This window comes from Bradyrhizobium sp. AUGA SZCCT0222 (genome assembly GCF_018130205.1).
In the GTDB taxonomy this organism is placed as follows: Bacteria; Pseudomonadota; Alphaproteobacteria; order Rhizobiales; family Xanthobacteraceae; genus Bradyrhizobium.
Genome location: NZ_JAFCLX010000022.1, coordinates 1 through 25,413, shown reverse-complemented (window position 1 = coordinate 25,413; position 25,413 = coordinate 1). Strand labels below are relative to the sequence as shown.

The window sequence follows — 25,413 nt, the reverse complement described above, 5'->3', positions numbered from 1 at the left end:
GCTGACAACGAGGCAATCCGATGGAAAAATCGCGCGCGTGCCTTGAACCGGCCCGATATGCCCACGTATTGGGCCGACATACGTGGGTATAAATCATATTTTGAAAGTTTTTTCGCCATTTTTGCTTATTAACCAACCAGCAGTCAGCAGTCGGGGGGGCAAAAATCCCACTGCTTTGAAATATCCTCGCGGTTCGAGGCTGAAATGCTTTGAAATCTGTTCGTGGCGCCAAGCTGCGAGCAGGCGGTATGTCGCGCGCCCCATCGTGCGCGGCAGTGGAATATCCTCGCGGTTCGAGGCTGCAATGCTTTCAAATCTGTTCGCGGCGCGTTGCTGCGAGCATGCGGTATGTCGCGCGCCCACCATGCGCGGCAGTGGAATTCCTGACTTCAACTTTCGCCAGCAATGGAGAACCATAGTGACTGCGTTGACCGATACCATCTATCAAAATACGCGCGGCAATAGCGAAGCATACCCGGAGGGCGTCCCCACATACTATTCTTGGTATACTGGCAAGGTTGGAGGAGAGAGCTCAGCTCCCGCCGGTTTCTCGGCTGTCACGGGATGGGGACAAATTTATTCCGAGGCCGGTGCGTCGAGCGCTGCCAATGCGAACGCAGATGTTCAGATAGCGCATTTCGAGACGTGGGTGCATCTCACCACTGGTGGCTGGGTCAAGGTGCAAGACCAGGCGACGGACTCCATCGATGGAGCCCAGTATCTCGCTGACTTTTCTGGAAACTCGAACATTCCCTGGACCGAGACAACATTGCCGGACGGCAGCGTAAGCGTGAATGCGCCGGGAGCTGGCTACAACGACCACTTCTGGCCCGGCGGAGAACGCGGAACTTATACGCCCGGAACGGTCGATGGTGTTTATGTTCAAGCGTTCATGAAGACCGACAATCCAAACGCGAATCTCGTGGCCAATATCGGCGCGGATTGGTGGAGAGACAAATCAGCTCCGTTCATCCTGCAAAATGGAGTGTTCGTAAACAATCCCGGAGTCGGGATGAACAATTGGGTCAACCTGACAACTGAGTGGCAACCTCTCTATTTCACTTCGCTCAGTGCGACGCGCTTGCAGGCTGATCCACCACCCCCTCTGGTCACCTCGGCGCCGATTCCGACGCAGCCGACCACGCCCACGACGCCAATCACCCCGCCAAACATCGCTCCGACAGTGCTGCAGGCGTCCGCTTTACCGGGAACGGGAATCGAGCATGTCGGCGATACCATCACATTGACGCTCCGTTTCAGCGAGACCGTGAACGTCACCGGTATTCCTACGCTGTCGCTCAATGATGGCGCCAAGGCCGCCTATGTGAGCGGGTCGGGCACGAATACGCTCACCTTCAAAACGACGGTCGCGGCGACCCACACCGACACCTCGGCGCTTGCCATCACCGGCGTCAATACTCCGACCGGCTCGAGCATCAGGGATGCTGGTGGCTTGGCGGCGAACCTTTCGGGCGCGTTGAAGACCTTCACCGGTCTCCAGGTCGATGTCGATCCGATCTCACCGACGTCCCCGACCTCGCCGTCGAACCCGACATCACCGACGAACCCGACGAACCCGACGTCTCCATCCTCGGTCGCGCCGGTCCTCGCCGTCGCGGATCACACGCTCACGGTGGCCGGCAGGGGCGGCACGGTCGACCTGGGGGTGAAGGTGTCCACGACCGATCCCAACGACAGAGTGACCGTGAACATCAGGGGATTGGCGTCGTACGAGACGATCACCGACGGCCTCGGTAACACGTTCAGTGGTAGAAACATCACCTTGACGAAGGCGCAGGTTGACAGCGGACTGACGCTGCACAACTACTACCGAGGCTCGCGTGATCCGGTCGACACAATCACGCTGACCGCAACTGCCAAGGACCCGGTCACCGGCGCCGTTACGACATCCTCGACGAAGTGGATGACCCTGTCGGATGCTCCGTCTGCGACCACCACGACTCCGACCACGCCAACCACGCCGACCACCACGACGCCGCAAACCCCCAGCGTAATGACGCCTGCGACCGCTACCACGAGCCCGGTCACCAGCACGCTGACGGCCTCCACACCGCAGTCGATCACCGTGACGGCTGGCCCACCTGCGACCACCACGGCGCCTGCGACCAGCACTGCCGTGGCGTCCCAGGCAAACCAGAGCTTTGCGCTGCTAAACCAGTATATGGCCGCCACCCCAGGCCGGGCCGATTCCGGTCAGATTGTATCGGCGATATCGAATGGCACGACCTGGGGTCAGGAATCGTTCCTCACCAGACCCCCAGCTTCATGATCCGCTTCCGCACCCGGGCGCTCGTCGCCCGGGTGCGGCAACATCGAAATTTGGGAATGCATGAGAAGGAACATCGGAAGCGGTCGGTAGCCGCGAAGGGTTGAGTAGAAAACATGGCGATCCAGAATGGAAATGCCCACACCGCAGATCTAGGGCTCCGAGCCCTGGCTCTGTTCCTGCGGATTCATGGCGTCAACGCTACGCCAGAGCAGCTCCGCGATCGATGCGGAGGCGACGCAATCGGCATCCGCGCAATGCTGCGCTGTGCGCGCGAGTTTGGAGTCGACCTCGGTTCGCGGACGACACATTGGAAGCGACTTGCGGGCATCCAGCTGCCAGGAATCGCAGCGCTACATGACGGCGGATTTCTGCTTCTCGGAAAGATCGATGACAGGGGTGCGCTTGTGCTGCATCCGACCTGGTCAAATCCCAGGGTGATGACGCGCGCGGAATTCGAGGAAATCTGGGACGGCCGCTTGATCCTGCCCGGCCCTCAGAACGTCGCCAATCGGGTACTTCATGCACTCGCCGGCATCAACACCCGCGGAGTTGACCTGGCGCGCCGTGCCGGGAACGCCGTGGTGCGTGCCCTCGAGCCTTTGATGCGTCCTGGCGATGCCCTGATGCGTCCTGCCGATGCCTTGATGCGCACGCGCGATACCTTGATGCGCACGCGCGATACCTTGATGAAAGCCCGCGATACCTTGATGCGTGGACGTTTCGTCGCTCGAGGCGATATCGCTTCCCCGCCGGTGAACACCGAAGTCGCGGCGGCGAGTCCCGAATCCGACAGTGCCGATGACTCCGCGCTCGTTGCGCTGACGATATTGCTGCGTAGCCATGGTATCGCGGCCGACCCGGGTCAAATCCGCCATCGGATAGGCGCGGCGCGCGTAGGTGTTACCGAAATCCTGCGCTGTGCCAAGGAATTTGGGCTCAAGGCACGGGTACAGAAGACGAACTGGAAGCGGCTTGCGGTTACCCCGCTGCCGGGGATCGCCGTGCTGCGCGACGGCGGATTTCTGGTCCTCGGCAAAGTGGTCGACGACAATCTCCTCGTTCAGCGCCCGTTGTCCCCCCGACCCGAAACAATGACGCAGGATGAGCTGGAGGCCATCTGGGACGGCGACATCATCCTGATGGCCCGGCGCGCGACCCTGACGGACCTCTCCCGGCGCTTCGATATCAGCTGGTTCGTCGGCGCGGTTCACAAGTATCGCCACCTGCTCGGCGAGGTGCTGGTCGCCTCCTTCTTCCTTCAGGTCTTCGCCGTCGTCTCACCGCTGTTCTTCCAGGTGGTCATCGACAAGGTGCTCGTGCATCGAAGCATGAGCACGCTGGACGTTCTGATCATGGGCCTGGTCGCCCTCACCGTCTTCGAAGCCATTCTCGAAACGCTGCGCGTCTATCTGTTCGCGCACACGACAAACCGTATCGACGTCGAGCTCGGCGCCCGGCTGTTTCGTCACCTGATGGCGCTGCCGATCGCCTATTTCCAGGCCCGCCGCGTCGGCGATTCGGTGGCACGCGTCCGCGAACTCGAGAATATCCGCCAGTTCCTGACGAGTTCGGCGCTCACGCTGGTCATCGATCTCCTGTTCACGGTCGTTTTCCTTGCGGTAATGTTCTATTACTCGACGACGTTGACGCTGATTGTCCTGGCGTCCTTCCCGTTCTACATCGCGATCTCCGTAGGAGTTGCGCCGCTGTTTCGTCGGCGCCTCGATGAGAAGTTCAATCGCGGCTCCGAGAATCAGGCCTTCCTTGTCGAGAGCGTCACGGGCGTCGAAACCCTGAAGGCCATGGCAGTCGAGCCGCAGATGCAACGCCGCTGGGAGGAGCAACTCGCCGGCTATGTGGCCGCAAGCTTCCGCGTGCTCAGCCTGAACAACACGGCGAGCCAGACAGTCCAGATGATCAACAAGCTGGTCATCGCCGCAATCCTTTACTTCGGCGCCAGGCTGGTGATCGGCGGGGAGCTGACAGTCGGCGAGCTCGTCGCGTTCAACATGTTGGCCGCGCGCGTCAGCACGCCGGTGTTGCGGCTCGCACAACTCTGGCAGGATTTCCATCAGGCTAAGCTGTCGGTCGATCGGCTGGGCGACATTCTCAACACCCTGCCCGAGCCGAGCTTCAATCCTGGCCGCGCCGCGCTGCCGGCGATCCGCGGCAAGGTCACATTCGAGCACGCGACCTTCCGCTACCGCATCGACGGCCCCGAGGTGCTCCACAACGTTTCCTTCAGTGTCGAGCCCGGCCAGGTCGTCGGCATCGTGGGCTCCTCAGGGTCGGGCAAGAGCACCATCACGAAGCTGATCCAGCGCCTCTATGTGCCGGAGAGCGGACGCGTGCTGGTCGACGGCGTCGATCTCGCGATGGTCGATCTGAGCTGGCTGCGACGACAAATAGGCGTCGTGCTGCAGGAGAACGTGCTCTTCAACCGCTCGGTTCGCGAGAATATCGCACTCGCCGATCCGGCCATGCCGATGGAGCGGGTCATCGAGGCGGCATCGCTCGCCGGCGCTCACGACTTCATCCTTGAGCTGCCCGAGGGCTATGACACCGTGGTGGGCGAACGCGGAAGCAGCCTGTCCGGCGGACAGCGCCAGCGTATCGCGATTGCACGCGCACTTATCACCGATCCGCGCATCCTCATCTTCGACGAGGCGACCAGTGCGCTGGATTACGAAAGCGAGCGCGCCATCCAGCAGAACATGAAACAGATTTCCGCCGGACGGACCGTCTTCGTCATCGCGCACCGGCTCTCCACCGTGCGCAATGCGAACCGGATCATCACGATTGAGCATGGTCGGATCGTTGAGGACGGCAGCCATGATGAGCTGATCCGCACCAACGGTCGTTACGCGAACCTCCATTATCTGCAGGCTGGTATCCATGACGTCCGCTAACCGAAACGTCGTTGCATTTCCGAGAGCTGAAGTTCGCCGGCGCGAGAGCGAAATCGCGTTCCTGCCGGCAGCTCTCGAAATCACCGAATCGCCCCCGTCGCCGATCGGTCGTGCGATCGGGGCGAGTATCATCGCTCTCTTCTGCCTCACGCTGGCTTGGGCGTCGCTCGGCAGCGTCGATATCGTCGCCAGCGCGACGGGCAAGATCGTGCCGGGTGGGCGCACAAAGCTGATCCAGCCGTTCGAAACGGGCGTCGTCCGCGCCATCCAGGTTCGCGACGGGCAGCGTGTCAAGGCCGGCGACGTCCTGATCGAGCTCGACCCTACGATGACGGAAGCCGACCAGGAGCGCCAGAAGAGCGATCTCCTTGCGGCCGAGCTTGACGTCGCGCGGCTGCGCGCGGCACTGGCGGCTGATCCGCTCGCCGCCTTCCGGCCGCCGCAGAGCGCAAGCGCCGCCGAGGTCGAAATGCATCGCCAGTTCCTGATCAGCCAGCGCGCCGAACAGAACGCCAAGCTCGCGGAGATCGAGCGCCAGCTGGGTCAGAAGGAAGCGGAACGGGCGACCACGTCGGCGAGCGCGGCGAAGCTACAGGCGACGATACCGGTGCTGCAGGAACGCGTCGACATCCGCAAAGGCCTCGTCGAGAAGGCATTGGCCTCGAAGGTCATCTACCTCTCGGAGTACCAGGAGCTGGTCGGCCTTCAGCAGGACTTCCTCTTGCAGCAAAGTCGACTGCTCGAAGCCGACGCGGCCACTGCGTTGCTGAAGGAAACAAAGGAAAGGACCGCAGCGGAGTATCGGCGCACGACCTATGACGCGCTCGCGAAGGCCGAGCAGAAGGCTGCGACCGCCGCGCAGGAGGTGGTCAAGGCGGATCGGCGCACGAAACTACAGCGCTTGACCGCACCGGTCGACGGCATCGTGCAGCAGCTTGCGGTTCATACGGTGGGAGGCGTGGTGACGCCGGCGCAGGCGCTGGCCGTGGTAGTTCCGAGCGACAGCCAGCTCGAGATCGAGGCCATGCTCTCCAATCGCGACATTGGCTTCGTTCATCCGGGACTGAAGGCCGAGATCAAGGTCGACACGTTCAACTTCACGCGTTATGGGCTCCTTCATGGCGACGTGCTCAGCGTGTCGTCAGATGCCATCACGCGCGACAGGCCGCAAAGCGGTTCGAATGACCGGGGATCGGGTACAGCGCAGAGCAGCAGTGAGCCGAAAGGTCAAGAACTGGAATATGCCGCGCGCATTTCACTCGACCGTCCGGAGATGCAGGTGGAGGACAAGCTCGTCAAGCTCGGCCCCGGAATGGCGGTGACGGTTGAAATCAAGACCGGCACGCGCAGGATCATCAGCTACCTTCTGTCGCCGCTGGCGCGATACAAGCAGGAGTCGATGCGAGAGCGGTAGACGAAGCGGAACACCATCGGTGAGCCTTACGGGTAATTGGCGGCGGACAATTGCCCGTAAGGCGCTACCCGCTTTCGAACGAAGCACCTGCCGGGAGACGCCGGCCGTGGAGACGATTGCGCGGATGTCGCCAGTCGATTGGCGTATGCGCTAGCGACGCAGCGCTTCCAGCCGCGCTTTCGCCTCCTGGATTCCCGCGGCGTCGGCCTTGGCATAGAGACCTTGCGCCTTGCTCGCATCGCCGCGCGTGCCCTGAGTTTTCCATTTCGCAAGGATCAATGGGTCGTAGGTTTCCGCCAGCGCGAAGCTCGCCTGGGCGCTGCCCATCTCGACGGCGCGCTCGAGTACAAGCCGCGCCGCGCCTATATCGCCCTGCCGGAGCAGCGCGCTCGCGCGCGCAACCAACCCTGTCGCCACCGCGGCTTGCTCGGAATCGAGCTGAGCATCGCCACGCGAGGGCGCCGCTGGTGCCCACTCGGCACGCGCCTCTGCAATATCCTGCTGCAACCACGCGGGCCGCTCGCGCTGGTCCTGTGCCGATCTGCGAGGCAACGGCGCGCCGTTTGCAGCCGCCTCTCTGAGTTCCGCCGCTTCGCCTCCAGCTTTGCGGGCCTGCGCCTTGTACGCATAGATCGCGCTCCGCGTCATCGAGAGGCCTTCAAGCAAATCGGCCGTTTCGTGCTCTTTTTGGGTCGATCGCCTCAACTCCGCGGCACTGGCTACCGTCGCCTGCTTCCGCCGCGTGGCTTCCTCGTCGGCCTTTGCCGCCAGCGCGGTCTGGATCTCGACATCACGCCGCGCCGCTGCAAGCTCCTGCTCCAGCCGCGCGGATCGCTCACGCTCCTGTTGCCGGGACTTCTGCAGCTCCGCCGCACCGCTCTCCCCCGCCACTTTCAGCCGGGAAGTTTCCTCGCCTGCTTTCGTCGCCAGCGCGGTCTGGGTCTCGACATCACGCCGCGCCGCTGCAAGCTCCTGCTCCAGCCGCGCGGATCGCTCACGCTCCTGTTGCCGGGACTTCTGCAGCTCCGCCGCACCGCTCTCCCCCGCCACTTTCAGCCGGGAAGTTTCCTCGCCTGCTTTCGTCGCCAGCGCGGTCTGGGTCTCGGCCTCGCGCCGCGCCGCTGCAAGCTCCTGCTCCAGCCGCGTGGATCGCTCACGCTCCTGCTGCCGGGACTTCTGCAGCTCCGCCGCGCCGCTCTCCCCCGCCGCTTTCAGGCGGGAAGTTTCCTCACCCGCCTTCGTCGCCAGCGCGGTCTGGGTCTCGACATCACGCCGCGCCGCTGCAAGCTCCTGCTCCAGCCGCGTGGATCGCTCACGCTCCTGTTGCCGGGACTTCTGCAGCTCCGCCGCGCCGCTCTCCCCCGCCACTTTCAACCGGGAAGCTTCCTCGCCCGCTTTCGTCGCCAGCGCGGTCTGGGTCTCGGTCGCGCGCCGCGCCGCTGCAAGCTCCTGCTCCAGCCGCGTGGATCGCTCACGCTCCTGTTGCCGGGACTTCTGCAGCTCCGCCGCGCCGCTCTCCCTTTCCTGTTTCAGCCGGAACGCTTCCTCACCCGCTTTCGCCACCAGCGCGGCCTGGGTTTCGACGTCACGTCGGGCCACCGCCAGATCCTGCTCCAGACGTGCGAACCGCTCGCGCTCGTCCGAAGCGGATTTGCCAGGCGACGGGACGCCGTTTGCAGCTCCTTGCCTGAGTTCCGCCGCTTCGTCTCCAGCTTTGCGGGCCTGAGCCTCGTATGCATAGATCGCGCTCCGCGTCAGGGAGAGGTCTTGTGCCAGCGCATCGGCCCTTGCGCGCGACTGCCTCAGTTCGGCAGCCCCAGCTTCCGCCGCCTGCTTCCGCCGCAAAACCTCCTCGCTTGCCTTTGCCGCCAGCGCGGCCTGGGTCTCGACATCACCCCGCGCTGCCGCAAGATCCCGCTCCAGCCGCGCGGACCGCTCGCGCTCCTGGTGCAGGGACCTCTGCAGCTCCGCGCCGCTCTCTCCCGCCGCTTTCAGCAGGGCAGTTTCCTCACCCGCTTTCTTCGCCAGCGCGGTCAGGGTCTCGACATCATTCCGCACCTTCGCCAGATCCTGCTCCAGCCGCGCCGACCGTTCGCGCTCCTGGTGCAGGGACTTCTGCAGTTCCGCAGCGATGCTCTCCCCCGCCTGTTTCGACCGGGAAGCTTCCTCGCCTGCCCTTGCAGCCAATGCGGTCTGGATCCCGACATCGCGTCGCGCCGCGGCGAGATCCTGCTTCAGCCGCTCCGCCTCCTCACGCGACTGTTGCAGGGAGTTCTGCAACTCCGCCGCACCGCTCGGCGCAGCCTGCCTCACGCGCGCGGTTTCTTCAGCCGCTTTAGCCGCTAGCGCGCTCTGGGTTTCGACATCCCTTCGCGCTGCCGCAAGACCCTGCTCCAGCCTCTCGGCCCGATCGCGCTCCTGCTCGAGACGTTGCAGCAACTCGATGTCGCGCCTTGCATTGGTGAGTTCGCGGGACAGGGTCTCCGCCCAGTGACGCTCCTGTTCCGGAGACTGCCTCGTGTCGCCGATCGTTGCTTGGACAACCTGCACCGATTTGCCGTAGCCGCCTCGGCTCGGCGGCAGGGTTAGCAAATCGCCATTACCCTCCGTTCCAACGGAATCGAGATTGCGGACAGCCGTCGCGTGCTGCGCATCCGCCAAGGGTCGCACTCGAACGGGGGACGCCTGCGTTTCCGACGCCCATGTCATTGCGAGCATGGCGGCGGCCATCCACAGGGGCGCGGATCGTCCGGGCACAGGCAGTTGCCTCGTTGTCCTTTGCAATGCCTTCTGCGCAAACCGGGTCGTGTCCGAATCGTTGCGCGACGCGCTTGCGATTTCGGAGACGGTATTTAATCCGTCACTGGGAATAACCGTGCGGCCCATCTGCAATCACCCGTCGCTTGGCGATGCGACCCGTTCAGGTCGCGCTATTATGCGCTCCGCCGCTACGCAAATCCTAGGATTTGCATGGGGGACCCACCCCTTTCGGGTTAGGGTTTTACATAGGACCAACCCTTCTCCTGCAGCTCCATCACGCGCACGACGCCTGACTTCACCACCTCCGCCTGACGAACAATCGGGATGTCCTTGTTCTCGGCCTTGTGCATTCTTTCCTGAGTATTGCCGCAGGCCTTGAACGATACCTCCGGCGTGCTCAGCGCCATCTCCTCGATACGTGCCTTTACCGGCGACGTGTCGTCGCGCAGCATGTGCAGGCCGGGCCCGAACGTGACCACCTCGATCTTCACTTTCTCGCCGGCATCCTTGTAGTACTGCGCGACGTTCGTGGCGTTGTTGAGTGCGAGATTCATGGCGGCAGGATCGTTCGTGTTCACCTGCAAGATCAAACGGTGCGCTTTGGAGTCGGCAAGCCGAGCGTTGGCGGCGAGAGGGGATCGTGCGGCAAGAGGGGATCGTGCCCTCTTTTGTTTGGTTGCTTTGTTTTGTGTGGTGGCCTTTGCCGCAATGCGCTGATGGTGCGTAGCGGGCTCCGTCGTTGTCGGCACCCAGTACCGTCCGCCTTGCTCCGCCGCAGCGAATGGCGCGGCGAACAGTACCGTTGCGGCTGCCATGGTGATTACCCGCGCAATATATTGAAACATGCTCATGTGTCTCTCCTATCAATACACGTCATTGGAATACTCATCCGTTGGGTTTCGTGGCTGGATGTGGCCACCTGCACACTGTGGCCATCTTCGTACGCACCACCTCCAACCCGCCTAGCGAGAACACTGCATCCAGAGCAGTCCCCATCCGGGATGCAAGGTGAATACTGAGGCTTCCGCTGTCTGGAAGGGACTGCAGCAACCGAACAACGTCGCCCCCGAACGCGACTCCGGTTCCGGACGTCGGCACGGCTGCCGCGATCTGCTGCCCCTGACCGTCGTTGACGCGATAGGAAATCGCATAATCGGTGCCGCGACCGGAAACGCCGGGCCCGGCGACCACCAGTTCGCTCCGCCCGCCGCGGCAGCGAATCGAAAGCTTCACTCCGGATTCGCCTGCGCCATGGCGTGACGATGTTGTGGCGGTAGCGACCGGTGAATAATCGACGGGTGAGATCGTCACGCTAATGATCCAGTTGTTTCCCTGGTTCGCCTGACGAGGCGCGATGGTCCGCGGCGCCCTCTCGGGGCACTCCAGGCCTGCTGCGCGTTCCGCCGGGGAACAATCGTGATGCTGAGCTGTCGGATGATCTTGTGTCCCCTGCGCCAAAGCAGTGCCGCCTGCGAGCGTGATTCCAGCCACGAACAGACCGGCCGCGCGTCTCATTGCGATGCATGCGCAGCACGCGGCCCACGATCGAGCCATGCCTGCGCCGCAGGGAAGCGCGCAAGACCAGGAACGGTAGCCGCGAGATTGATCGACTTCCACTTCTGGTCGAAGCCCGGCTGCTGCAACTTTTCAATCCGGGAGAACAGATGGTCCACGAAGCGCGCTAGCCGCTCGTAGCGGTTCGATTTGGCTGGAAAATTGAAGGCGACGAGAGCGGTCGGCACCGCAATGGTCGTTACCCGTTCGCCCGGCTTGATCAGATTGGGATACTCTGCGGCATCCAGCGCAGCGGGAAGATAATAGTCCTCGAACTTGCGGTCATAGGGGACGGGTAGGAATTTGAACCCTGCCTCCCAGCGGCCGCGCACGAAAGCATCCACCGGCTTCGAGGTAATGAAGACGACCGCGGCCATCTCGCCCTTGCGCATCTGCTCGAGCGCGATCTGATGCGGGATGAAGGTCTTTTCCACTTCGAGGCCAAGACGACTGAAGATCAGCGGCCCCGAATAGGCTGCCGCGGTGCCCTGGGTATTGAAGTTCACCTTCTTGCCGACGAGATCGTTCAGGTTCTGAATCTCGGGACGAACGAAGATATGAAGTTCGGACGGAAACAAGTTCAGCACATAGGCCAGCCGTTGCTGAATATCGGGCACCTGGCTCTTGTATTCCTCAAGCACGTCGGAATTGATGATGGCGGCATCGATGCCGCGCAAGTAAAGCAGTGAGTTCACGTTTTCCGTGGCCCCGCGCGTCACGATCGGAAGAACGTGCAGCTTGTCACCATCATCCACGACGCGGGCTACTTCGGCCGCCAGGCGGATGGGTGCGCCCTCGAGAAGACCTCCGGCGAGGCCAACCGTCCAGGCGTTCATCGTCACTTGCGGCTTTTGCGGCGGTACCTCACGTCGCAATTGACGAGTGGCAGCTTGCGTCTGTGCATCCACGTCGGACGGCTGAACGACCGTGAGCAGCGGGGCCAGCGCCGTCAGCACAAGCAGCTTGCGCAACGCAGCCTTTGCGTGCCGCGCCCCAACCGCAATCACCTGTCCCATGGTGATATCCTTTTCTAATCCGTCGTTGCGCGATTTCATGCACTTCGCCCACGCATCCTATTCCCTGCATGAGGGAATCACACCTACCCTTCCGGGCTATGCTCTGCACGGAGCGCTCATCATATAAACAGATGCAATGGTGCGAATGGGTATCGGCTCCCGCGCTCCATCAATGTGCAGCTGATATCCGTAGGTAACCCTTCAGAGGTACACCTAGCGGAGACAATCAGCACATTAGGCGCTCGCGGCCTGAGGACTGCAGGTGAACAGCCTACCGGCGCTCCGATGCATCAGCGCGCGCAGCAGCGAGGGATCGATCGAGTGTTTGCCGTACATCAGATCGAACTTCGATCACTACGGGGCCCTTCGCCGACATTGCTTCCGCGACGACATCGTCTGCATGCGCCGCGTCCGTGATCGTATAGCCCTGCGCGCCGAATGCCCGGGCAAGGGCCGCAAAGTCGGGGTTGGACAGATCCGTACCGCAAGGACGGTTCGGAAATGCTTTCTCCTGATACGAACGGATGGTGCCGTATGATTGGTTGTTGGAGATCACAATCTTGATATTGAGCCGGCGGGCGACGGCAGTCGCCAGCTCGTTTCCGGTCATCAGGAAACCGCCGTCTCCGCAAAACGCGATCACCAGATTGTTCGGATAACGAAGGCTCGCGCTCAATGCAGAAGGAACACCACTGCCCATCGCGCCGCAGGCGGAGCCAAGCAGTCGGGCCGACGGCTGGAAGCGGAATATGCGGTGTACCCAGGCGGCGAAGTTGCCGGAATCGGTCGTCACGATACCATCTGCCGGGAAGCGCTTGACGATGGCCGCAACAGCATGCCCGAAGACATCAGCGCTGGGGATACCCGGCTCGGGCCACGCGTGCACCGCCTCTCGAGTTTTCGCCACGGCTTCGATCCACCCACCGCGCTCGCGCGACACGACCGGCAAGTCGAGCCAGGATTTCAAGAAAGGATGCGCCGACGCGACGATTGGAAGATCCGTATGGAAGTGGGTCCCGATCGCATTCGGATCGGGATAGACGTGAACCAGAGGCTGGGAAGGCGGCGATTGTCGCGGAAACCGAAAGCCCAGGGAAGACAGGTCACCGAGCCGCGTTCCGATCGCAACGATCAGATCCGCTCGCTCGAAGAGCGCAACATGCGCCGGCGACGTGAAGATGCCAAGCTGTCCAATCCAGAGCCGGTGATCGTTCGGAAACTGATCCTGCATCTTGTTGGTGGCCGCGACCGGAACGTTCCAGCGCTCGCTCAGCGCGAACAAGTCCTTGCGAAATTCCGCGGTGCGACACTCACCTCCGACCACCAGGATCGGTCGCTCCGCCTTGCCAAGCATGACGGTCGCCTGCTCCACGGCGGCTCGGCTGGGCTCGGCTCGCGCGATGCCGTGAACTCTGGCGGAGAGCAGACCCGCCTCCATCTCGAGAACGTCTTCAGGAAGCTCGATCACCACCGGCCCGGGCGTGCCGCCAAGCGCCACGGAAAATGCGCGCGCCATCATCTCGGGCACCTGGGCCGCCGAATCGATTCGAGTGGACCACTTGATAAGGCCACTGAACGCCCGACCCGTGTCGATCTCCTGCACTGCGTCACGATTCAGCTCAGACGTACCGACCTGACCAACCAGTAATACGAGGGGTATGGCCTCCTGGGAAGCTACATGCAGACCAAGCGCCGCGTTGGATGCGCCCGGCCCGCGGCTCACCATCACCACGCCGGCCCGGCCGGTGAGCTTGGCGTCGGCAACTGCGGCAAGACTCGCGCTTCCCTCGTGGCGGCAAGTCACGAGATCGATCTCGTCGCGTTCGTACAGAGCGTCAAGGAGCGCAAGAAAGCTTTCGCCGGGTACGCTAAATGCCCGGTCGACGCCGTGCGCGATCAGGGAATCCACGAGTAGATCGGCAACTCGAAAACCCATGCGAGACGATCTCGGTTGGAAGGTCATCATCATCACGCCGCAAGCCTTACCGCGTGTGCAAATTCCCAATACAGCTTCCGCGCACGCGCATAGAACGGCCCGGGCGTGAGCTGCCGGTCGTCGATCCGAATTACGGGCGCAACCTTGGCGAAGTTGCCGGACGAAAAGATTTCGTCCGCGGCAAGGAAATCGGCATAGCGCAGCGTGGCCTCCACCACGGTGACGCCCGAACCGCGCAGGAGTTCGATCACCCGCTGCCGGGTGATGCCGTTCAGGAAGGTGCCGTTCGCCGCCGGCGTGTAGACCACACCGTCTTTCGCCATGAACACGTTGGCATTGCCGAACTCCGCGACGTTACCCAGCATGTCCAGCATCAGGCAGTTCTGGAAGCCGCGCGAGGCGGCCTCGATCAGCGCACGCGAACAGTTCGGGTAGAGACAGGCGGCCTTGGCATCGACCGGCGCGCATTCGGCGGTCGGTCTGCGGAACGGCGACAGCGTGATCGCGTTGCCGACAGGCTTCGGTAGCGGCGCTTCGTAGATGCAAAGGCACCAGTCCATCGTCTCCGGATCGAAGAGCACGCCGCCGCCCACACCATTCTGCGGCCAGTACATCGGGCGGACGTAGAGTTCGGCATTGGCCGGGAAGCGCGCGATGCCTTCGCGGGCCAGACCCAGCCACGTGTCGAGATCGACGATCGGCTTGAGCCCGAAGTTGAGCGCGGATTGATTGACGCGGGCGCAATGGCGGTCGAGATCGGGCGTAACACCTTCGAAGGCGCGGGCGCCATCGAACACGGTCGAGCCGAGCCAAAGCCCATGGGTGCGTGGCCCCATGATCGGCACATTGCCCTCGTGCCACTGGCCTTGGAAGAATGTCCATGTCTGCGAATGGCTGACGGACTTGCTGTTGGGAATCATGACGGCTCTCCATTGGGCAGCAGAGTTAGGGTCCATAGATGACCAGCTCGGTATCCGACAGATCGGCAATCCGGGGACACTGCGGACCCTTGAAGTATTTGCGGCCGCGCTGTCCCCTGTAGAAGCCGACCAGATCCTTCATGCGGCCGTTGGCGTCGAGGGCGAGCAGGATCCGGCCGCGCCGGAGCAGGAAGCGGCCGATGGCGCCGGCGCAGGCGACAAAGTCGGCCACGTCGGGGCAATAGATCAGCCGCATCGCTGGCAGGGGGATCCCGCGTTTGCGCATCGGCTGCAGGACGAAGGGGTAGCCGCGGCCGTCGCCCGCGCGGCACACCAGGCTTAGGCAACCATAGGCCGCGTGCCGCGTAAGCAGCGCGACGTCGGCATCGGACAAGCCGTCGACCCCATGCGCGCCCTGCTGAACGATTTCGACGCGCATACCCTTCGCCGGACGCGACAGCATCGGAAAAGAGAAGAACAAGCCGCCGCAATAGGCGCGGAATCCCTGGGCCTCAATGGTCCGCCAGGTCCAGAGCGCCGGGCTGATGTTAACGTAGGTGACGCGCTTGTGGCGCTGCGCGACGCTTGTCAGCATCGGGGCGTAGTTGCGGAAGGCAGGTTCCACATACCAGCTGGAGAGATTGCAGCGGATCGAGGTCCCGCCGTCATCGTTCCGCTCCGTGTAGATCAACAGCAGAACGCCGACCGGCATCCCTTCATGGTCGAGCATGTACCCGAAGCGGGGGAAACCATCGGGTACCTCGCGCACGGAAGCGCGCCGGAGCCCGTCCATCCAGTAGTCGCGCGAACGGCGGGCAAAGCCACGCGTCAGAAGGTCGGCGATCGCAGCAAGATCCGCTGGTCCTATCTCGCGGCACCGGATCACGGTCCGAACTCCATCATACAATCCGCTCCCGCTTCTTCGCCGGCAGGTCGGCGAGCGAGAGCCCGGCTAGCGGATCGCGGCCGTTGCACCGGTTCTCCATGTTGCCCGGACGCACCCATGATCTACGCCGCGGCAGGCCTGGGCCTCGTTCGATAGCTTCCGTTGAAGGCAAACGGCTTTGAGCGTCCAGCTCGCTGCGAGGCCATGTACAGCAGCCAGTTGCGGTAAATGCGCCTGGCCGGCGGATGCCAGACGTTTCTCAGATCCTTCGCCACTTGGTCGACCGGGAAATCGGCGAAAAGCTCCGGACTTCCTTCGGAAAGGGCTTTCCGCCGGAAGGCCGTCAGAATCTCCTCCGCCTCCGAGGCGAAATAGCCTCTCGGTATCGTCGGACAGACCTCGCTCTCTCTCCGGAGGAAACGACCCATGTCCCTTCTGAATTCAGCCAACAGGCTATGGGTGTCGTACTCCGGATGGCCCTGGAAATTGACGAAGAGGCTCTTCCCCTGTTGCTTGACGAAGCAGTCGACGCCGGCCTCTGCCGACTTGGTGAGAACGGAGTATCCGCAGCTCTCGACAGCCCCCTCCTGCACCTCGTTCCACCGGGCGTGCGGTGTTCTGAAGGTCGCCGGAACGTTGCGCATCAAGGGATGATCTCTCGTCTTCGTTTGAGCGAAGACGCCGATGCATTTGGCAGGCAGCTTGTGGCGCTCCACACCATCCAGGTGCAGGACGGCCCCGTGGACGGCCAGACAGGAAAACACCGACGACACGGTGCTCTCCCTGGCCCAGTCGATGATTTGGACGAAGCTGGACCAGTATGGTTCTTCCGGCAGGCTGGCGGCTCTCGGTTCGGCACCGGTCACGATCACTCCGTCCAGGCTCCTGTTCAGCAGATCGTCGGTGCCACGGTAGTAGCGACGCACGTAATCGCGCCCCCAGTCCGAACGGGGCGTCGTCTCCATCGTGTAGAAATGCAGCCTGACCAGGAGCTCTCCGGCCGCCGCGCCGAGCAGGTCGAACAGCTGGCGCTCGGTGGACATCAGGGCGGCATCCGACATGTTGTTGATCAGCCCGATGTCGAGGCATTCCTTCCGGTTTCCGGGGGACTCAGCGCCGCTTCCGTTCCGCGCTCTTGAGAAAAGGTGGTGTTCGTACGAGTCTATATTTACTAGGACGGGCATCGGAATGCCTTCATGGTTGACCTCAATTCAATCTGCGGCACGGAGCGCCTGATCGAGGTCGGCGATGATGTCGTCGGCGTGCTCGATACCAACGCTCAGTCTGATCATCTCGGGCCGCACGCCGGCCCGTTCCTGCTCCTCGGGCGACATTTGCCGGTGGGTGGTCGATGCCGGGTGGCAGGCAAGCGATTTCGCGTCCCCGATATTGACCAGCCGCTTGAACAGTTTCAGCGCGTCGTAGAACCGCTTGCTGGCCTCGAACCCTCCGGCCACGCCGAAGGTCAGCAGCGAACACGCGCGGCCGCCCAGATATTTCTGCGTCAGCGCGTGATAGGGGTTATCTTCAAAGCCCGCGTAGTTGACCCATCCGACGCGGCGGTCGTCGCGCAGAAACCGCGCGACCTTCTCGGCATTCTCGACGTGCCGCTCGATCCGCACCGCGACGCTCTCGATGCCCTGGAGCAGCAGGAAGGCGTTAAAGGGCGCCAGGATGGAGCCCGTGGTCCGCTGGGAAACGGCGCGGCAGCGGGCGATGTAGGCGGCGGCCCCGTAGCGCTCGGTGAAGACCAGCCCGTGGTAGGATTTCTCCGGCTCGTTCAGCATCGGAAAGCGCCGGCGATGCTTCGCCCATGGGAACCTGCCGCTATCGACGATGATTCCGCCGAGCGTGGTGCCGTGCCCGCCCATGAACTTCGTCAGCGACTCTACCACGATGTCCGCTCCGTACTCGATCGGCCTGAGCAGGATCGGGGTAGGAACCGTGTTGTCGACGATCAGCGGTACGCCATGCCTGTGGGCGACCTCGGCGATCGCTTCGATGTCGCAAACATTTCCGGCCGGATTTCCCACGCTCTCGCAGAATACCGCACGCGTATCGTCGTCGATCAGTTTCTCCATGCTCGCCGGACTGTCGTCTTCCGAGAACCGGACCGTGATGCCCTGCCTCGGCAGGATGTGTGCGAACAGCGTATGCGTGGTGCCGTAGAGCTGCGGGACCGAGACGATGTTGCTGCCCATCTCCGCGATGTTGACCACCGAATAGTTCACCGCGGCCTGGCCACACGCCACGCTCATCGCCTCGACGCCTCCTTCCAGGGCGGCAACGCGCTTCTCCAGCACCGCGTTGGTCGGATTGCCGATCCGCGTGTAGCGGAAGCCGTCCACTTCGAGGTTGAAGAGCGCGGCGCCATGGTCGGCACTGTCGAAGGCGTACGAGGCGGTCTGATAGATCGGGACGGCGACGGCTTTGGTGGTCGGATCGTTGTCGAAGCCGCCGTGTACGGCGAGGGTCTCTCTTTTCATGGAGGTTGGCCCTTCGGCTATTCGGTCGCGGGCTACCTCGGGAGTTCGCTGGTGCATTTCAGTTCCTCGAATGCCGACGTCGGCTACCGGTCGTTCCGCGGGAAGCCGAGCAGATCCCGCACCGCAGTCGGCCACCTTGCGACGGACTTGCCGTGGGTATGGAACATGGCGACGGCGAGACGATCCATTCCGAAGGCCACGCAACCAGTATGGGCCGGCTCACCGTTCGCGTCCTTAATGCCCCAGGTGGTGCCGAAGTGATCGCGGTGATAGTTGAAGCTCATACAAGCAGTCGGTTTCTCCTCGGAGCGCAAAGGCACCAGCAACTCGAATTTCAGCGACTGCTGCTTTTGGCTCACCGCCATCATCTGGCCGACCCGGCCGAAGAACGGATCGCTGGCATAATCGACCCTGAAGGTCAGTCCGAGATCGCGGGCGATCTCCTGAGCGCGCACCATCCAACGTTCGCGGAACGCCGAGACGTGGTCGGGACTACCGATGCAGACGTATTCGCGCATCCTGAAGGACTGCAGCCGGTCGAGATGGCGCGAGGGCTCGCGACGGAAGCAATCGGCGGCCACGTCGAAACATAAGCCACCCGCCGGCAGAGGGCCCCGGCTCGCCGCGATCGGATAGACCGGATAGCAGGCGGCCGGCGACAGCACGAGGTCTGCCGGTGAAAGTGACATGGTCCAGTCGCCGCCGGCATCGAAACGGCTGACCGCCGCGTCGATCTCACTGTCCGTGCCGTGCAGGCCGCAGACACAGCCGAGCAGGTTCGGAAAGCTCTTCAGATAACCCGACTTCTCAAGTTGCGCGCGGCTCATGACGGGAGGAAAGCGCATCACCTCGGTGTCCGGTTCGCGGTGCCGCGTGATCAGCGCCGCGAGTCGCTCCACGACGTCTTCATAGAGCGCGGTGCGGGCATAGACACCCGGAGAGCCCATCTTGTGGAACAGCACGTCGGCAAGATGGTCCAGCGGATCAGCCTCAGCCTGAGTGGGTTCCGCCGGTGCAGCAAACATGGCTACGTTCATATCAACCCCATTTCTTAGAAAAAAATCAATCGCGCAGGGACGCCGGGACGGCGCTCATCAGAGTGGCGCTACCCATGCTGGCCAGGATGCGATCGTTGTTGATCATGATCGGAGCCGACAGCACGTCGCGAAGATGGCGGCCGACGCTGACATCGGTGTCGTTGCGATAGCCGGACAGGCCGCACGCGCGCATCGCATGCATGACGACCGCGACCGCGAGTTCCGAGGCCTCCACCTTGAGAAGGTTGATCGAGGACTGGAAGTCGAGGGACGAAAGCGCGCGCTCGTCTTGTTCGCGGGCCGCAAAGGAATCGAGGTTCGCGGCGATGAGGGCGCGCAGTTTCGTCAGAGTCATCTTGGCGGAGGTAAAATGCGGCGCGCCGGGAGGAAGGTTGCCGCCGGCCCCGCGGGCGGCCTTGCGGATGAAGAGCTGCGCCCGGTCCACTGCCGCAGCCGCGATTCCCGCCCAGACCGACGACCAGCACAGGTGCGCGACGGGCGTCATGGTCTGCGCATGGACCTTTTCGTATGCCACCGGGAATATCTGTTCCGCCGAGCCCTTGAAGCTCAGCTTGAAGCCGGCGCTGCAGGTGCCACGCATGCCGAGCGTCTCCCATGCGAGAGTTTGCTCCAGCGTGTAGTCGTCACGTGTGATGGCCAACAACACCTGATCGGATCCGGTGGCGTCGTCGGAGCGGCGGGCGATGGTTACGATGCCGTCCGCCTCGGCGCCGTACGAAATCACCGTCGCGTCGCGCACCAGCGATATCTCGGCGCCCTCATGCTCCACCGCGGCCGAGCTGAAGCGAATGTTTCCGCCGTTCTGGCCTTCCGTGGTCGAAGACGCCAGGAGCATTTGTTCGGCCGCCACGCGACGCATGAGCCTTTCGTGCCAGCTGCTGCCCGCGCCGTGACGGACCAGACAGGCGATCTTGGTCTGATGCATCGCGAAGATCATCCCGGCCGAAGCGCAGGCGCGTCCGAGCGCGTAGCACATGTCGGCCACCTCGGAAATCGACGCGCCGTCGCCGCCGAACTCGATCGGGATCTGGGCGCCTAGAAGTCTTTCCGCGCGCGCAGCGTCAATCGCCTTCTGCGGGAAACGCGCCTCGCGGTCGACCGCTTCGGCCTCCGACGCTGCAGCCTCCGCGACGGCGGCAGCCCGCTGCTGGAACGAAGCGCGATCGGGAGAGAATGGCACTCGGCTGGCTTCCCGAGCGAGACTGCGGAACTGGACTTCCTGCACGTTCATGGCCCAACAGCTCCCATTTAGATGGTTTGATGGTCGGAGACCCGAACCGGGTCGAGATGAATTCCGCACGAGTTCGATGGCGGCAATCTAACCGACCGCAGTTGCGGAGTCGGCGGCGCAAAGGTGGATGTTGCCGAGAACGCGCTCCCAAGCGGGGTACCCCCGAAGTGGAGCTACTGACCTGAGCTGCAGTCAGGTATCGTGACGTCGATCATGATCTGCCCCGTCACGCGATGAGTGGAGCTGAAATGCAAGACTTTGCCGCCAACGTCCAAGAGCGTGTTCTTTCCGTCGTCAGGAACGTCCTCGCGCAGAACGCTATCATTGCGGATGTCCACCCGGAATCCCGGCTGGTGGATATCGGACTCGACTCGATGGATATGGTCGCGCTGATGCTCAAGGTCGAGGCCGAGTTCGATCTCACCCTTCCCCAGCCCGAGATCACGCCCGAAAACTTCCAATCGGTGAAGACGCTGGAAGTTATGATCCTCAACCAACTCGGACCCGGGACGGGATAAGGAAGTTGGACAGAGATGCGTTCTGGGCGATCGAGCGAAACCTTATCGACAGTGATCGCAAGGTCGCGCCCGGTCCGGTGCGCCTCGTCACTCCTTCCGCCGCAGCTCTACCGCCTCGCGACCTGGTCGGCGCGAGCAACGATCGAAATTATCTGGGTCAGATCATGAAAGCAGGCGCAGTTCAGCGGGCGACTGAAAGCGGTGACCCGCGACGCAGACCGTCTGCCACCAAAGCCTGGCTGAAGGCCATCGAACTGACCTCGCGGATCGAGGCCGAGCCGCAACGGCTATTCGCCGACGTCGTGGAAGAATGGGCGAAACGGCAACCCGAACGCCCTGCACTGCTCTCGGACCGCCAGTCCTTCACCTACGGGGAGCTCAGCGCCCGGATCAGCCAATATGCGCGTTGGGCGCGGAGCCTGGGCGTCCGCGCCGGCGACACCGTCGGTCTGATGATGCCGAACCGGCCGGAGTACGTTGCCTGCTGGCTCGGCATCAGCAGCGTTGGCGGTACGGTGGCGCTAATCAACACCCGGCTGGTCGGCCGGTCCCTTGCCCATTGCATCGACGTTGCGCGTGCCGACCACATCGTTCTTGCCGCCGATTGCATGAGTGCGTTCGAAGCCGCACGTCCGCACCTGGATCGCGTGCCCCAAATCTGGAGACTCGGTCCCGGCAGCGCTGGCGCCGACCTGGATGCGGCGCTCGCCGCCGCCGATCCGCGCCCGCTGTCCTCCGTCGAGCGCGGCGACGTCACGATCAATGAACGCGCCCTGCTCATCTACACCTCGGGCACCACGGGATTGCCAAAGGCGGTAAACGTCAGTCATCGCCGCATCCTCAGCTGGGGAGGATGGTTTGCCGGGCTGACAGACGCTTCCGTCCACGACCGCCTTTACGATTGCCTCCCGCTTCATCATTCGGTGGGCGGTGTCGTCGCGCCTTGCAGCATGCTTCGCGCCGGCGGTTCAGTCGTCATCGCCGAGAAGTTCTCCGCGGAAGACTTCTGGGACGACATCATGTATTTCGACTGCACCGTCTTCCAATATATCGGTGAACTCTGCCGCTACCTTCTGAACGCACCGGCGTCCGGGCTAGAGGTCGGACACGGGCTGCGGCTGGCCGTCGGCAACGGATTGCGCGGCGACATCTGGGAGGCGTTCGCGAAGCGGTTCGCGATTCCGCAGATCCTGGAATTCTACGCCGCGACGGAAGGTAATTTTTCGCTATTCAACTTCGAAGGAAGACCCGGCGCGATCGGCCGTATCCCGCCGCTGCTGGCGCATCGCTTTCCCGCCTCGATCGTGAAGGTCGATGCCGACAGCGGCAGCCCGGTCCGCGGCGACGACGGGCTCTGCGTCGCCTGCACCCACGGCGAGGTCGGCGAGGCAATCGGGCGTATCGGCATCGCAGATCGGGGCGGCGGACCTTTCGAAGGCTATACGGAGCCGGCCGAAACCGAGAAGAAGATTCTCCGCAACGTGTTTGCGGAAGGCGATGCCTGGTTCCGGACTGGCGATCTGATGCTTCGGGACCAGCAGGGCTACTTCTATTTCGTCGACCGAGTCGGCGACACCTTCCGCTGGAAGGGCGAGAACGTCGCGACCAGCGAGGTTAACGACGCGATCATGGACTGCCCCGGCGTTCTTGACGCCTCCACCTACGGGGCCGCCGTCCCCGGCGCCGACGGCCGCGCCGGCATGGCGGCTTTGGTCGTGGACCAGCGTTTCGATCTTGGGATGTTCGCGGAACACCTGTCGCGCCGGCTCCCGGTCTATGCCATTCCGGTCTTCGTCAGGTTCTGCGCGGAACTCGACGCCACCGAGACCTTCAAGAGGAACAAGCAGCGTTTGATCCGCGAGGGATTCGACCCTTCCGTCGTGAGCGACCGGCTGTTCCTGCGCGATCCGGCGACCCGCGCCTATCGTTCGATCGACCGGGCCGTTTACGCGCGCGTCGCTGAGGGCGGAATCAGGTTTTAGCATCGGCTCGAAGAGCCGTTTTTTGAAGAGGTGAGGTGTTCATGTCAGTAAAGTTGAGGATTTTTTCGGCGATGCAGCAGATCGCTGAGGAGCAAAAGGTTACCCTTCCGCCGCTGCAGGACGATCTGCCGCTGCAGGACACCGGGTTCGATTCTCTGGCGTTCGCGATCCTGGTCGCGCGGCTGGAGGACGATCTCGGCATCGATCCGTTCACCATCGCGGAGGACGCCGCCTTCCCGTCGACCGTCGGCGAATTCATCAGAGCATACGAGAATGTCCCAGCCTGACGTCTTAGCGCTTCGCGAATATCTCGGCCCGGAGCTGAAGGGCCGCACGATTTCCGATGCCCGGCACGTCATATCGCTGACCGACATTCTCGGGTACAGCTGTCTGATCGGCAGATATCGCGAGCTGTCCGGCCGCTCGGTGCTGCTTGCGACGTCGGGACAGCTGCAGTCCGCGCTCGCGATGATCGAGCTCGACGGCGTCGCCCGCCGCATGCTTCTGTGCCCGCCCGACCTCAATCCGGATCACATCGAGGCCCTGCTTGCAGATGCCGAGATCGACGCCATCGTGACCGACAGGCCGCTGCACCGACGCGATGACGGCGCGTATCTGGTCGTCGGCGCCGGTCTGCCTGAACGGCCGGGTGCGGGATGGAAGACCGAACGCGCGACCGAGTGGCTGATGCTGACCTCGGGCACATCCGGGCCGCCCAAGATCGTCGGCCATACGCTCGACGGGCTGGCTGGCGCGATCATCGCGGACGGTGCTGCGCGCTACCAGAACGCTACTTGGGCGACGTTCTACGACATCCGTCGCTACGGCGGCCTGCAGATCTTCCTGCGCGCGGTGATCGGCGGCGGATCGATGGTGCTGTCGGAGCCCAAGGAAGCCACCGTCGATCACGTGGCACGGCTGCGCGCGGGCGGCGTCACCCACATTTCCGGGACACCGTCGCACTGGCGCAAGCTCCTGATGAGCAGCGCGGTCGCGGACTTCTCGCCACGCTATGTCCGCCTGTCCGGCGAAATCGCCGACCAGGCGGTGCTCGACGGCCTCGCCCGGGCGTTTCCACATGCGTCGATCGGCCATGCCTATGCTTCGACCGAGGCCGGCGTTGGTTTCGCGGTCAACGACGGGCGCGAGGGTTTTCCCGCCGACCTGATCGGGCGGAACCGCGACGGTGTCGAGATGAAGGTCGTCGACGGCTCGCTTCGGATCCGCTCTCACCGCACGGCGCGCTCCTATGTCGGCACCGGCGCGCCGCAGCTCACCGACGCCGAGGGCTTCGTCGACACCGGTGACTTGGTCGAACTGCGCGACGAGCGCTACTACTTTGTCGGCCGGCGCACCGGCATCATCAACATCGGCGGGCTGAAGGTCCATCCCGAGGAGGTCGAGACCGTGATCAATCGACACGAGTCCGTTCGAATGTCGCGCGCGCGGTCACGCAGAAGCCCGATCACTGGCGCCATCGTGGTCGCCGACATCGTCCTCGCCGACGGCACCGACGCGGCTCGCCACGAGACGATCCGTACGGAGATTCTCAGCCGGTGCAACGACTCGCTGGCAGCATACAAGGTGCCTGCCGTGATCCGCTTCGTCGAGCGGCTGGACCTCACGGCAGCCGGCAAACTGACGCGCGCCGATGCATAACGTCCTCGTCACTGGCGGCAGCCGCGGCATCGGGCTTGCGATTGCGCGCAGGCTTGCCGCATCCGGCGACTACAACGTGGTGGCGGTCGCGCGCCGCGAGAGCGAGGAGCTGGGACGGGCCATCCGCGAGGCGGGAGCGGACCGTCTGCACTTCAGGGCGTTCGATCTCGGGCAGACCGACAAGATTCCCGCCTTCGTGAAGGAGCTGCGCGACGCCTTCGGCGCGATCTACGGCCTCGTCAACAATGCCGGGATCAGCGCCGAAGGGCTGCTGGCCAACACGCGCAATTCCGAGATCGAGGCGTTGATCCGCCTGAACGTGCTGTCGCCGATCGTTCTGACCAAATACGTGGTGCGCCATATGATGGCCGACGGCGCCGGGCGCATCGTCAACATCTCCTCCATCATCGCCTCGACCGGCTACAACGGCCTGTCCGTCTACGCCGCGTCCAAGGCAGCGGCGGGCGGATTCACCCGTTCGCTGTCCCGCGAGGTCGGCAAGCTCGGCATCACCGTGAACGCGATTGCGCCCGGCTTCGTCGACACCGAATTGACCAAGACCCTGGACGACGACGGTCGCCGGCGGATCGCCGGCCGCAGCGCGTTGCGCCGACTGCCCGAGGCCGACGACATCGCTTCCATGGTCGAGTATCTCCTGGGCGAAGGCGGCCGGAACATCACCGGCACTGTGCTGACGGTGGACGCCGGCAACACCGCCTAGGTGGTGTGGACACTAGCGCATCCACAGAACGATGGCTGCGAGAGTGACGACGGCCCGGTAATTCCGGGCCGTT

At 63.3% G+C, this 25,413-nt stretch carries 18 protein-coding genes and 1 pseudogene; 9 read left to right on the top strand and 10 right to left on the bottom strand.

Annotated elements, in window-relative coordinates; genetic code table 11:
* Nucleotides 1-304 precede the first annotated feature (304 nt).
* The 4 genes and pseudogenes from JQ629_RS19995 to JQ629_RS19985 all read left to right on the top strand — a co-directional run bounded on the left by JQ629_RS19995 (nucleotide 305) and on the right by JQ629_RS19985 (nucleotide 6,613).
* Complete coding sequence (locus JQ629_RS19995) at nucleotides 305-2,290, top strand: hypothetical protein (RefSeq protein ID WP_212414124.1); 1,986 nt, start codon at nucleotides 305-307, stop codon at nucleotides 2,288-2,290.
* A 113-nt stretch (nucleotides 2,291-2,403) separates the two neighbouring features.
* Nucleotides 2,404-2,775: pseudogene (locus JQ629_RS37155) on the top strand (cysteine peptidase family C39 domain-containing protein); the annotation flags it as partial.
* Nucleotides 2,776-2,997: 222 nt separating this feature from the next.
* A complete protein-coding gene (locus tag JQ629_RS19990) occupies nucleotides 2,998-5,199 on the top strand; it encodes a type I secretion system permease/ATPase (RefSeq protein ID WP_502753199.1) in 2,202 nt (733 codons plus the stop codon).
* Nucleotides 5,186-6,613, top strand: coding sequence for an HlyD family type I secretion periplasmic adaptor subunit (locus JQ629_RS19985; protein ID WP_212414122.1), 1,428 nt, complete (start codon nucleotides 5,186-5,188; stop codon nucleotides 6,611-6,613). Before JQ629_RS19990 ends, JQ629_RS19985 begins: the two co-directional genes overlap by 14 nt.
* 150 nt (nucleotides 6,614-6,763) lie before the next feature.
* On the opposite strand, the gene JQ629_RS19980 is transcribed toward JQ629_RS19985, so the two are convergent.
* The 10 genes from JQ629_RS19980 to JQ629_RS19935 all read right to left on the bottom strand — a co-directional run bounded on the left by JQ629_RS19980 (nucleotide 6,764) and on the right by JQ629_RS19935 (nucleotide 20,460).
* Nucleotides 6,764-9,499 (bottom strand): hypothetical protein, encoded by a 2,736-nt coding sequence (locus tag JQ629_RS19980; protein ID WP_212414121.1) that lies wholly within the window; start codon nucleotides 9,497-9,499, stop codon nucleotides 6,764-6,766.
* A gap of 107 nt (nucleotides 9,500-9,606) precedes the next feature.
* Entirely contained in the window at nucleotides 9,607-10,224 is a 618-nt protein-coding gene (locus tag JQ629_RS19975; RefSeq protein WP_212414120.1) for a DsrE family protein, read from the bottom strand.
* Between the two features lie 660 nt (nucleotides 10,225-10,884).
* Nucleotides 10,885-11,883, bottom strand: a complete 999-nt coding sequence (locus JQ629_RS19970) for a TAXI family TRAP transporter solute-binding subunit (RefSeq protein ID WP_502753198.1) — start codon at nucleotides 11,881-11,883, stop codon at nucleotides 10,885-10,887.
* Nucleotides 11,884-12,214: 331 nt separating this feature from the next.
* Nucleotides 12,215-13,879 (bottom strand): thiamine pyrophosphate-dependent enzyme, encoded by a 1,665-nt coding sequence (locus tag JQ629_RS19965; RefSeq protein WP_212414119.1) that lies wholly within the window; start codon nucleotides 13,877-13,879, stop codon nucleotides 12,215-12,217.
* Between the two features lie 32 nt (nucleotides 13,880-13,911).
* On the bottom strand, nucleotides 13,912-14,799 hold the full coding sequence (locus JQ629_RS19960; protein ID WP_212414118.1) for a branched-chain amino acid aminotransferase: 888 nt from the start codon (nucleotides 14,797-14,799) through the stop codon (nucleotides 13,912-13,914).
* A gap of 25 nt (nucleotides 14,800-14,824) precedes the next feature.
* Nucleotides 14,825-15,706 carry an acyl-CoA acyltransferase gene (locus tag JQ629_RS19955; protein ID WP_212414117.1) on the bottom strand — a complete coding sequence of 294 codons (882 nt, stop codon included), beginning with the start codon at nucleotides 15,704-15,706 and terminating at the stop codon, nucleotides 14,825-14,827.
* Nucleotides 15,707-15,807: 101 nt separating this feature from the next.
* On the bottom strand, nucleotides 15,808-16,869 hold the full coding sequence (gene metA / locus JQ629_RS19950; protein WP_212414116.1) for a homoserine O-succinyltransferase MetA: 1,062 nt from the start codon (nucleotides 16,867-16,869) through the stop codon (nucleotides 15,808-15,810).
* Between the two features lie 27 nt (nucleotides 16,870-16,896).
* On the bottom strand, nucleotides 16,897-18,171 hold the full coding sequence (locus JQ629_RS19945) for an O-acetylhomoserine aminocarboxypropyltransferase/cysteine synthase family protein (RefSeq protein WP_212414115.1): 1,275 nt from the start codon (nucleotides 18,169-18,171) through the stop codon (nucleotides 16,897-16,899).
* Between the two features lie 83 nt (nucleotides 18,172-18,254).
* Nucleotides 18,255-19,208, bottom strand: a complete 954-nt coding sequence (locus JQ629_RS19940) for an amino acid--[acyl-carrier-protein] ligase (RefSeq protein ID WP_212414114.1) — start codon at nucleotides 19,206-19,208, stop codon at nucleotides 18,255-18,257.
* 25 nt (nucleotides 19,209-19,233) lie between these two features.
* The gene (locus JQ629_RS19935) at nucleotides 19,234-20,460 is read right to left on the bottom strand and encodes an acyl-CoA dehydrogenase family protein (protein WP_212414113.1); all 1,227 of its coding nucleotides are present in this window, start codon (nucleotides 20,458-20,460) and stop codon (nucleotides 19,234-19,236) included.
* Between the two features lie 248 nt (nucleotides 20,461-20,708).
* Between JQ629_RS19935 and JQ629_RS19930 the strand changes: the two genes are divergently transcribed.
* From JQ629_RS19930 to JQ629_RS19910, 5 genes are all read left to right on the top strand, one after another.
* Entirely contained in the window at nucleotides 20,709-20,978 is a 270-nt protein-coding gene (locus JQ629_RS19930) for an acyl carrier protein (protein WP_212414112.1), read from the top strand.
* 164 nt (nucleotides 20,979-21,142) lie between these two features.
* A complete protein-coding gene (locus JQ629_RS19925; RefSeq protein WP_212414185.1) occupies nucleotides 21,143-22,960 on the top strand; it encodes a long-chain-acyl-CoA synthetase in 1,818 nt (605 codons plus the stop codon).
* A 41-nt stretch (nucleotides 22,961-23,001) separates the two neighbouring features.
* Nucleotides 23,002-23,247, top strand: a complete 246-nt coding sequence (locus tag JQ629_RS19920; protein ID WP_212414111.1) for an acyl carrier protein — start codon at nucleotides 23,002-23,004, stop codon at nucleotides 23,245-23,247.
* On the top strand, nucleotides 23,234-24,619 hold the full coding sequence (locus tag JQ629_RS19915) for an AMP-binding protein (protein WP_212414110.1): 1,386 nt from the start codon (nucleotides 23,234-23,236) through the stop codon (nucleotides 24,617-24,619). The genes JQ629_RS19920 and JQ629_RS19915 overlap by 14 nt, the downstream gene beginning before the upstream one ends.
* The gene (locus JQ629_RS19910) at nucleotides 24,612-25,340 is read left to right on the top strand and encodes an SDR family NAD(P)-dependent oxidoreductase (protein WP_212414109.1); all 729 of its coding nucleotides are present in this window, start codon (nucleotides 24,612-24,614) and stop codon (nucleotides 25,338-25,340) included. The genes JQ629_RS19915 and JQ629_RS19910 overlap by 8 nt, the downstream gene beginning before the upstream one ends.
* Nucleotides 25,341-25,413: the final 73 nt, after the last annotated feature.

Excerpts from the sequence above, each read along its gene's own strand:
- JQ629_RS19995 (WP_212414124.1), top strand. The coding sequence starts at position 305 with ATGCTTTCAAATCTGTTCGCGGCGCGTTGCTGCGAGCATGCGGTATGT.
- JQ629_RS19990 (WP_502753199.1), top strand. The coding sequence starts at position 2,998 with ATGCGTGGACGTTTCGTCGCTCGAGGCGATATCGCTTCCCCGCCGGTG.
- JQ629_RS19985 (WP_212414122.1), top strand. The coding sequence starts at position 5,186 with ATGACGTCCGCTAACCGAAACGTCGTTGCATTTCCGAGAGCTGAAGTT.
- JQ629_RS19980 (WP_212414121.1), bottom strand. The coding sequence starts at position 9,499 with ATGGGCCGCACGGTTATTCCCAGTGACGGATTAAATACCGTCTCCGAA.
- JQ629_RS19975 (WP_212414120.1), bottom strand. The coding sequence starts at position 10,224 with ATGAGCATGTTTCAATATATTGCGCGGGTAATCACCATGGCAGCCGCA.
- JQ629_RS19965 (WP_212414119.1), bottom strand. The coding sequence starts at position 13,879 with ATGGGTTTTCGAGTTGCCGATCTACTCGTGGATTCCCTGATCGCGCAC.
- JQ629_RS19960 (WP_212414118.1), bottom strand. The coding sequence starts at position 14,799 with ATGATTCCCAACAGCAAGTCCGTCAGCCATTCGCAGACATGGACATTC.
- metA (WP_212414116.1), bottom strand. The coding sequence starts at position 16,869 with ATGCCCGTCCTAGTAAATATAGACTCGTACGAACACCACCTTTTCTCA.
- JQ629_RS19945 (WP_212414115.1), bottom strand. The coding sequence starts at position 18,171 with ATGAAAAGAGAGACCCTCGCCGTACACGGCGGCTTCGACAACGATCCG.
- JQ629_RS19940 (WP_212414114.1), bottom strand. The coding sequence starts at position 19,208 with ATGAACGTAGCCATGTTTGCTGCACCGGCGGAACCCACTCAGGCTGAG.
- JQ629_RS19935 (WP_212414113.1), bottom strand. The coding sequence starts at position 20,460 with ATGAACGTGCAGGAAGTCCAGTTCCGCAGTCTCGCTCGGGAAGCCAGC.
- JQ629_RS19930 (WP_212414112.1), top strand. The coding sequence starts at position 20,709 with ATGCAAGACTTTGCCGCCAACGTCCAAGAGCGTGTTCTTTCCGTCGTC.
- JQ629_RS19925 (WP_212414185.1), top strand. The coding sequence starts at position 21,143 with ATGAAAGCAGGCGCAGTTCAGCGGGCGACTGAAAGCGGTGACCCGCGA.
- JQ629_RS19920 (WP_212414111.1), top strand. The coding sequence starts at position 23,002 with ATGTCAGTAAAGTTGAGGATTTTTTCGGCGATGCAGCAGATCGCTGAG.
- JQ629_RS19915 (WP_212414110.1), top strand. The coding sequence starts at position 23,234 with ATGTCCCAGCCTGACGTCTTAGCGCTTCGCGAATATCTCGGCCCGGAG.
- JQ629_RS19910 (WP_212414109.1), top strand. The coding sequence starts at position 24,612 with ATGCATAACGTCCTCGTCACTGGCGGCAGCCGCGGCATCGGGCTTGCG.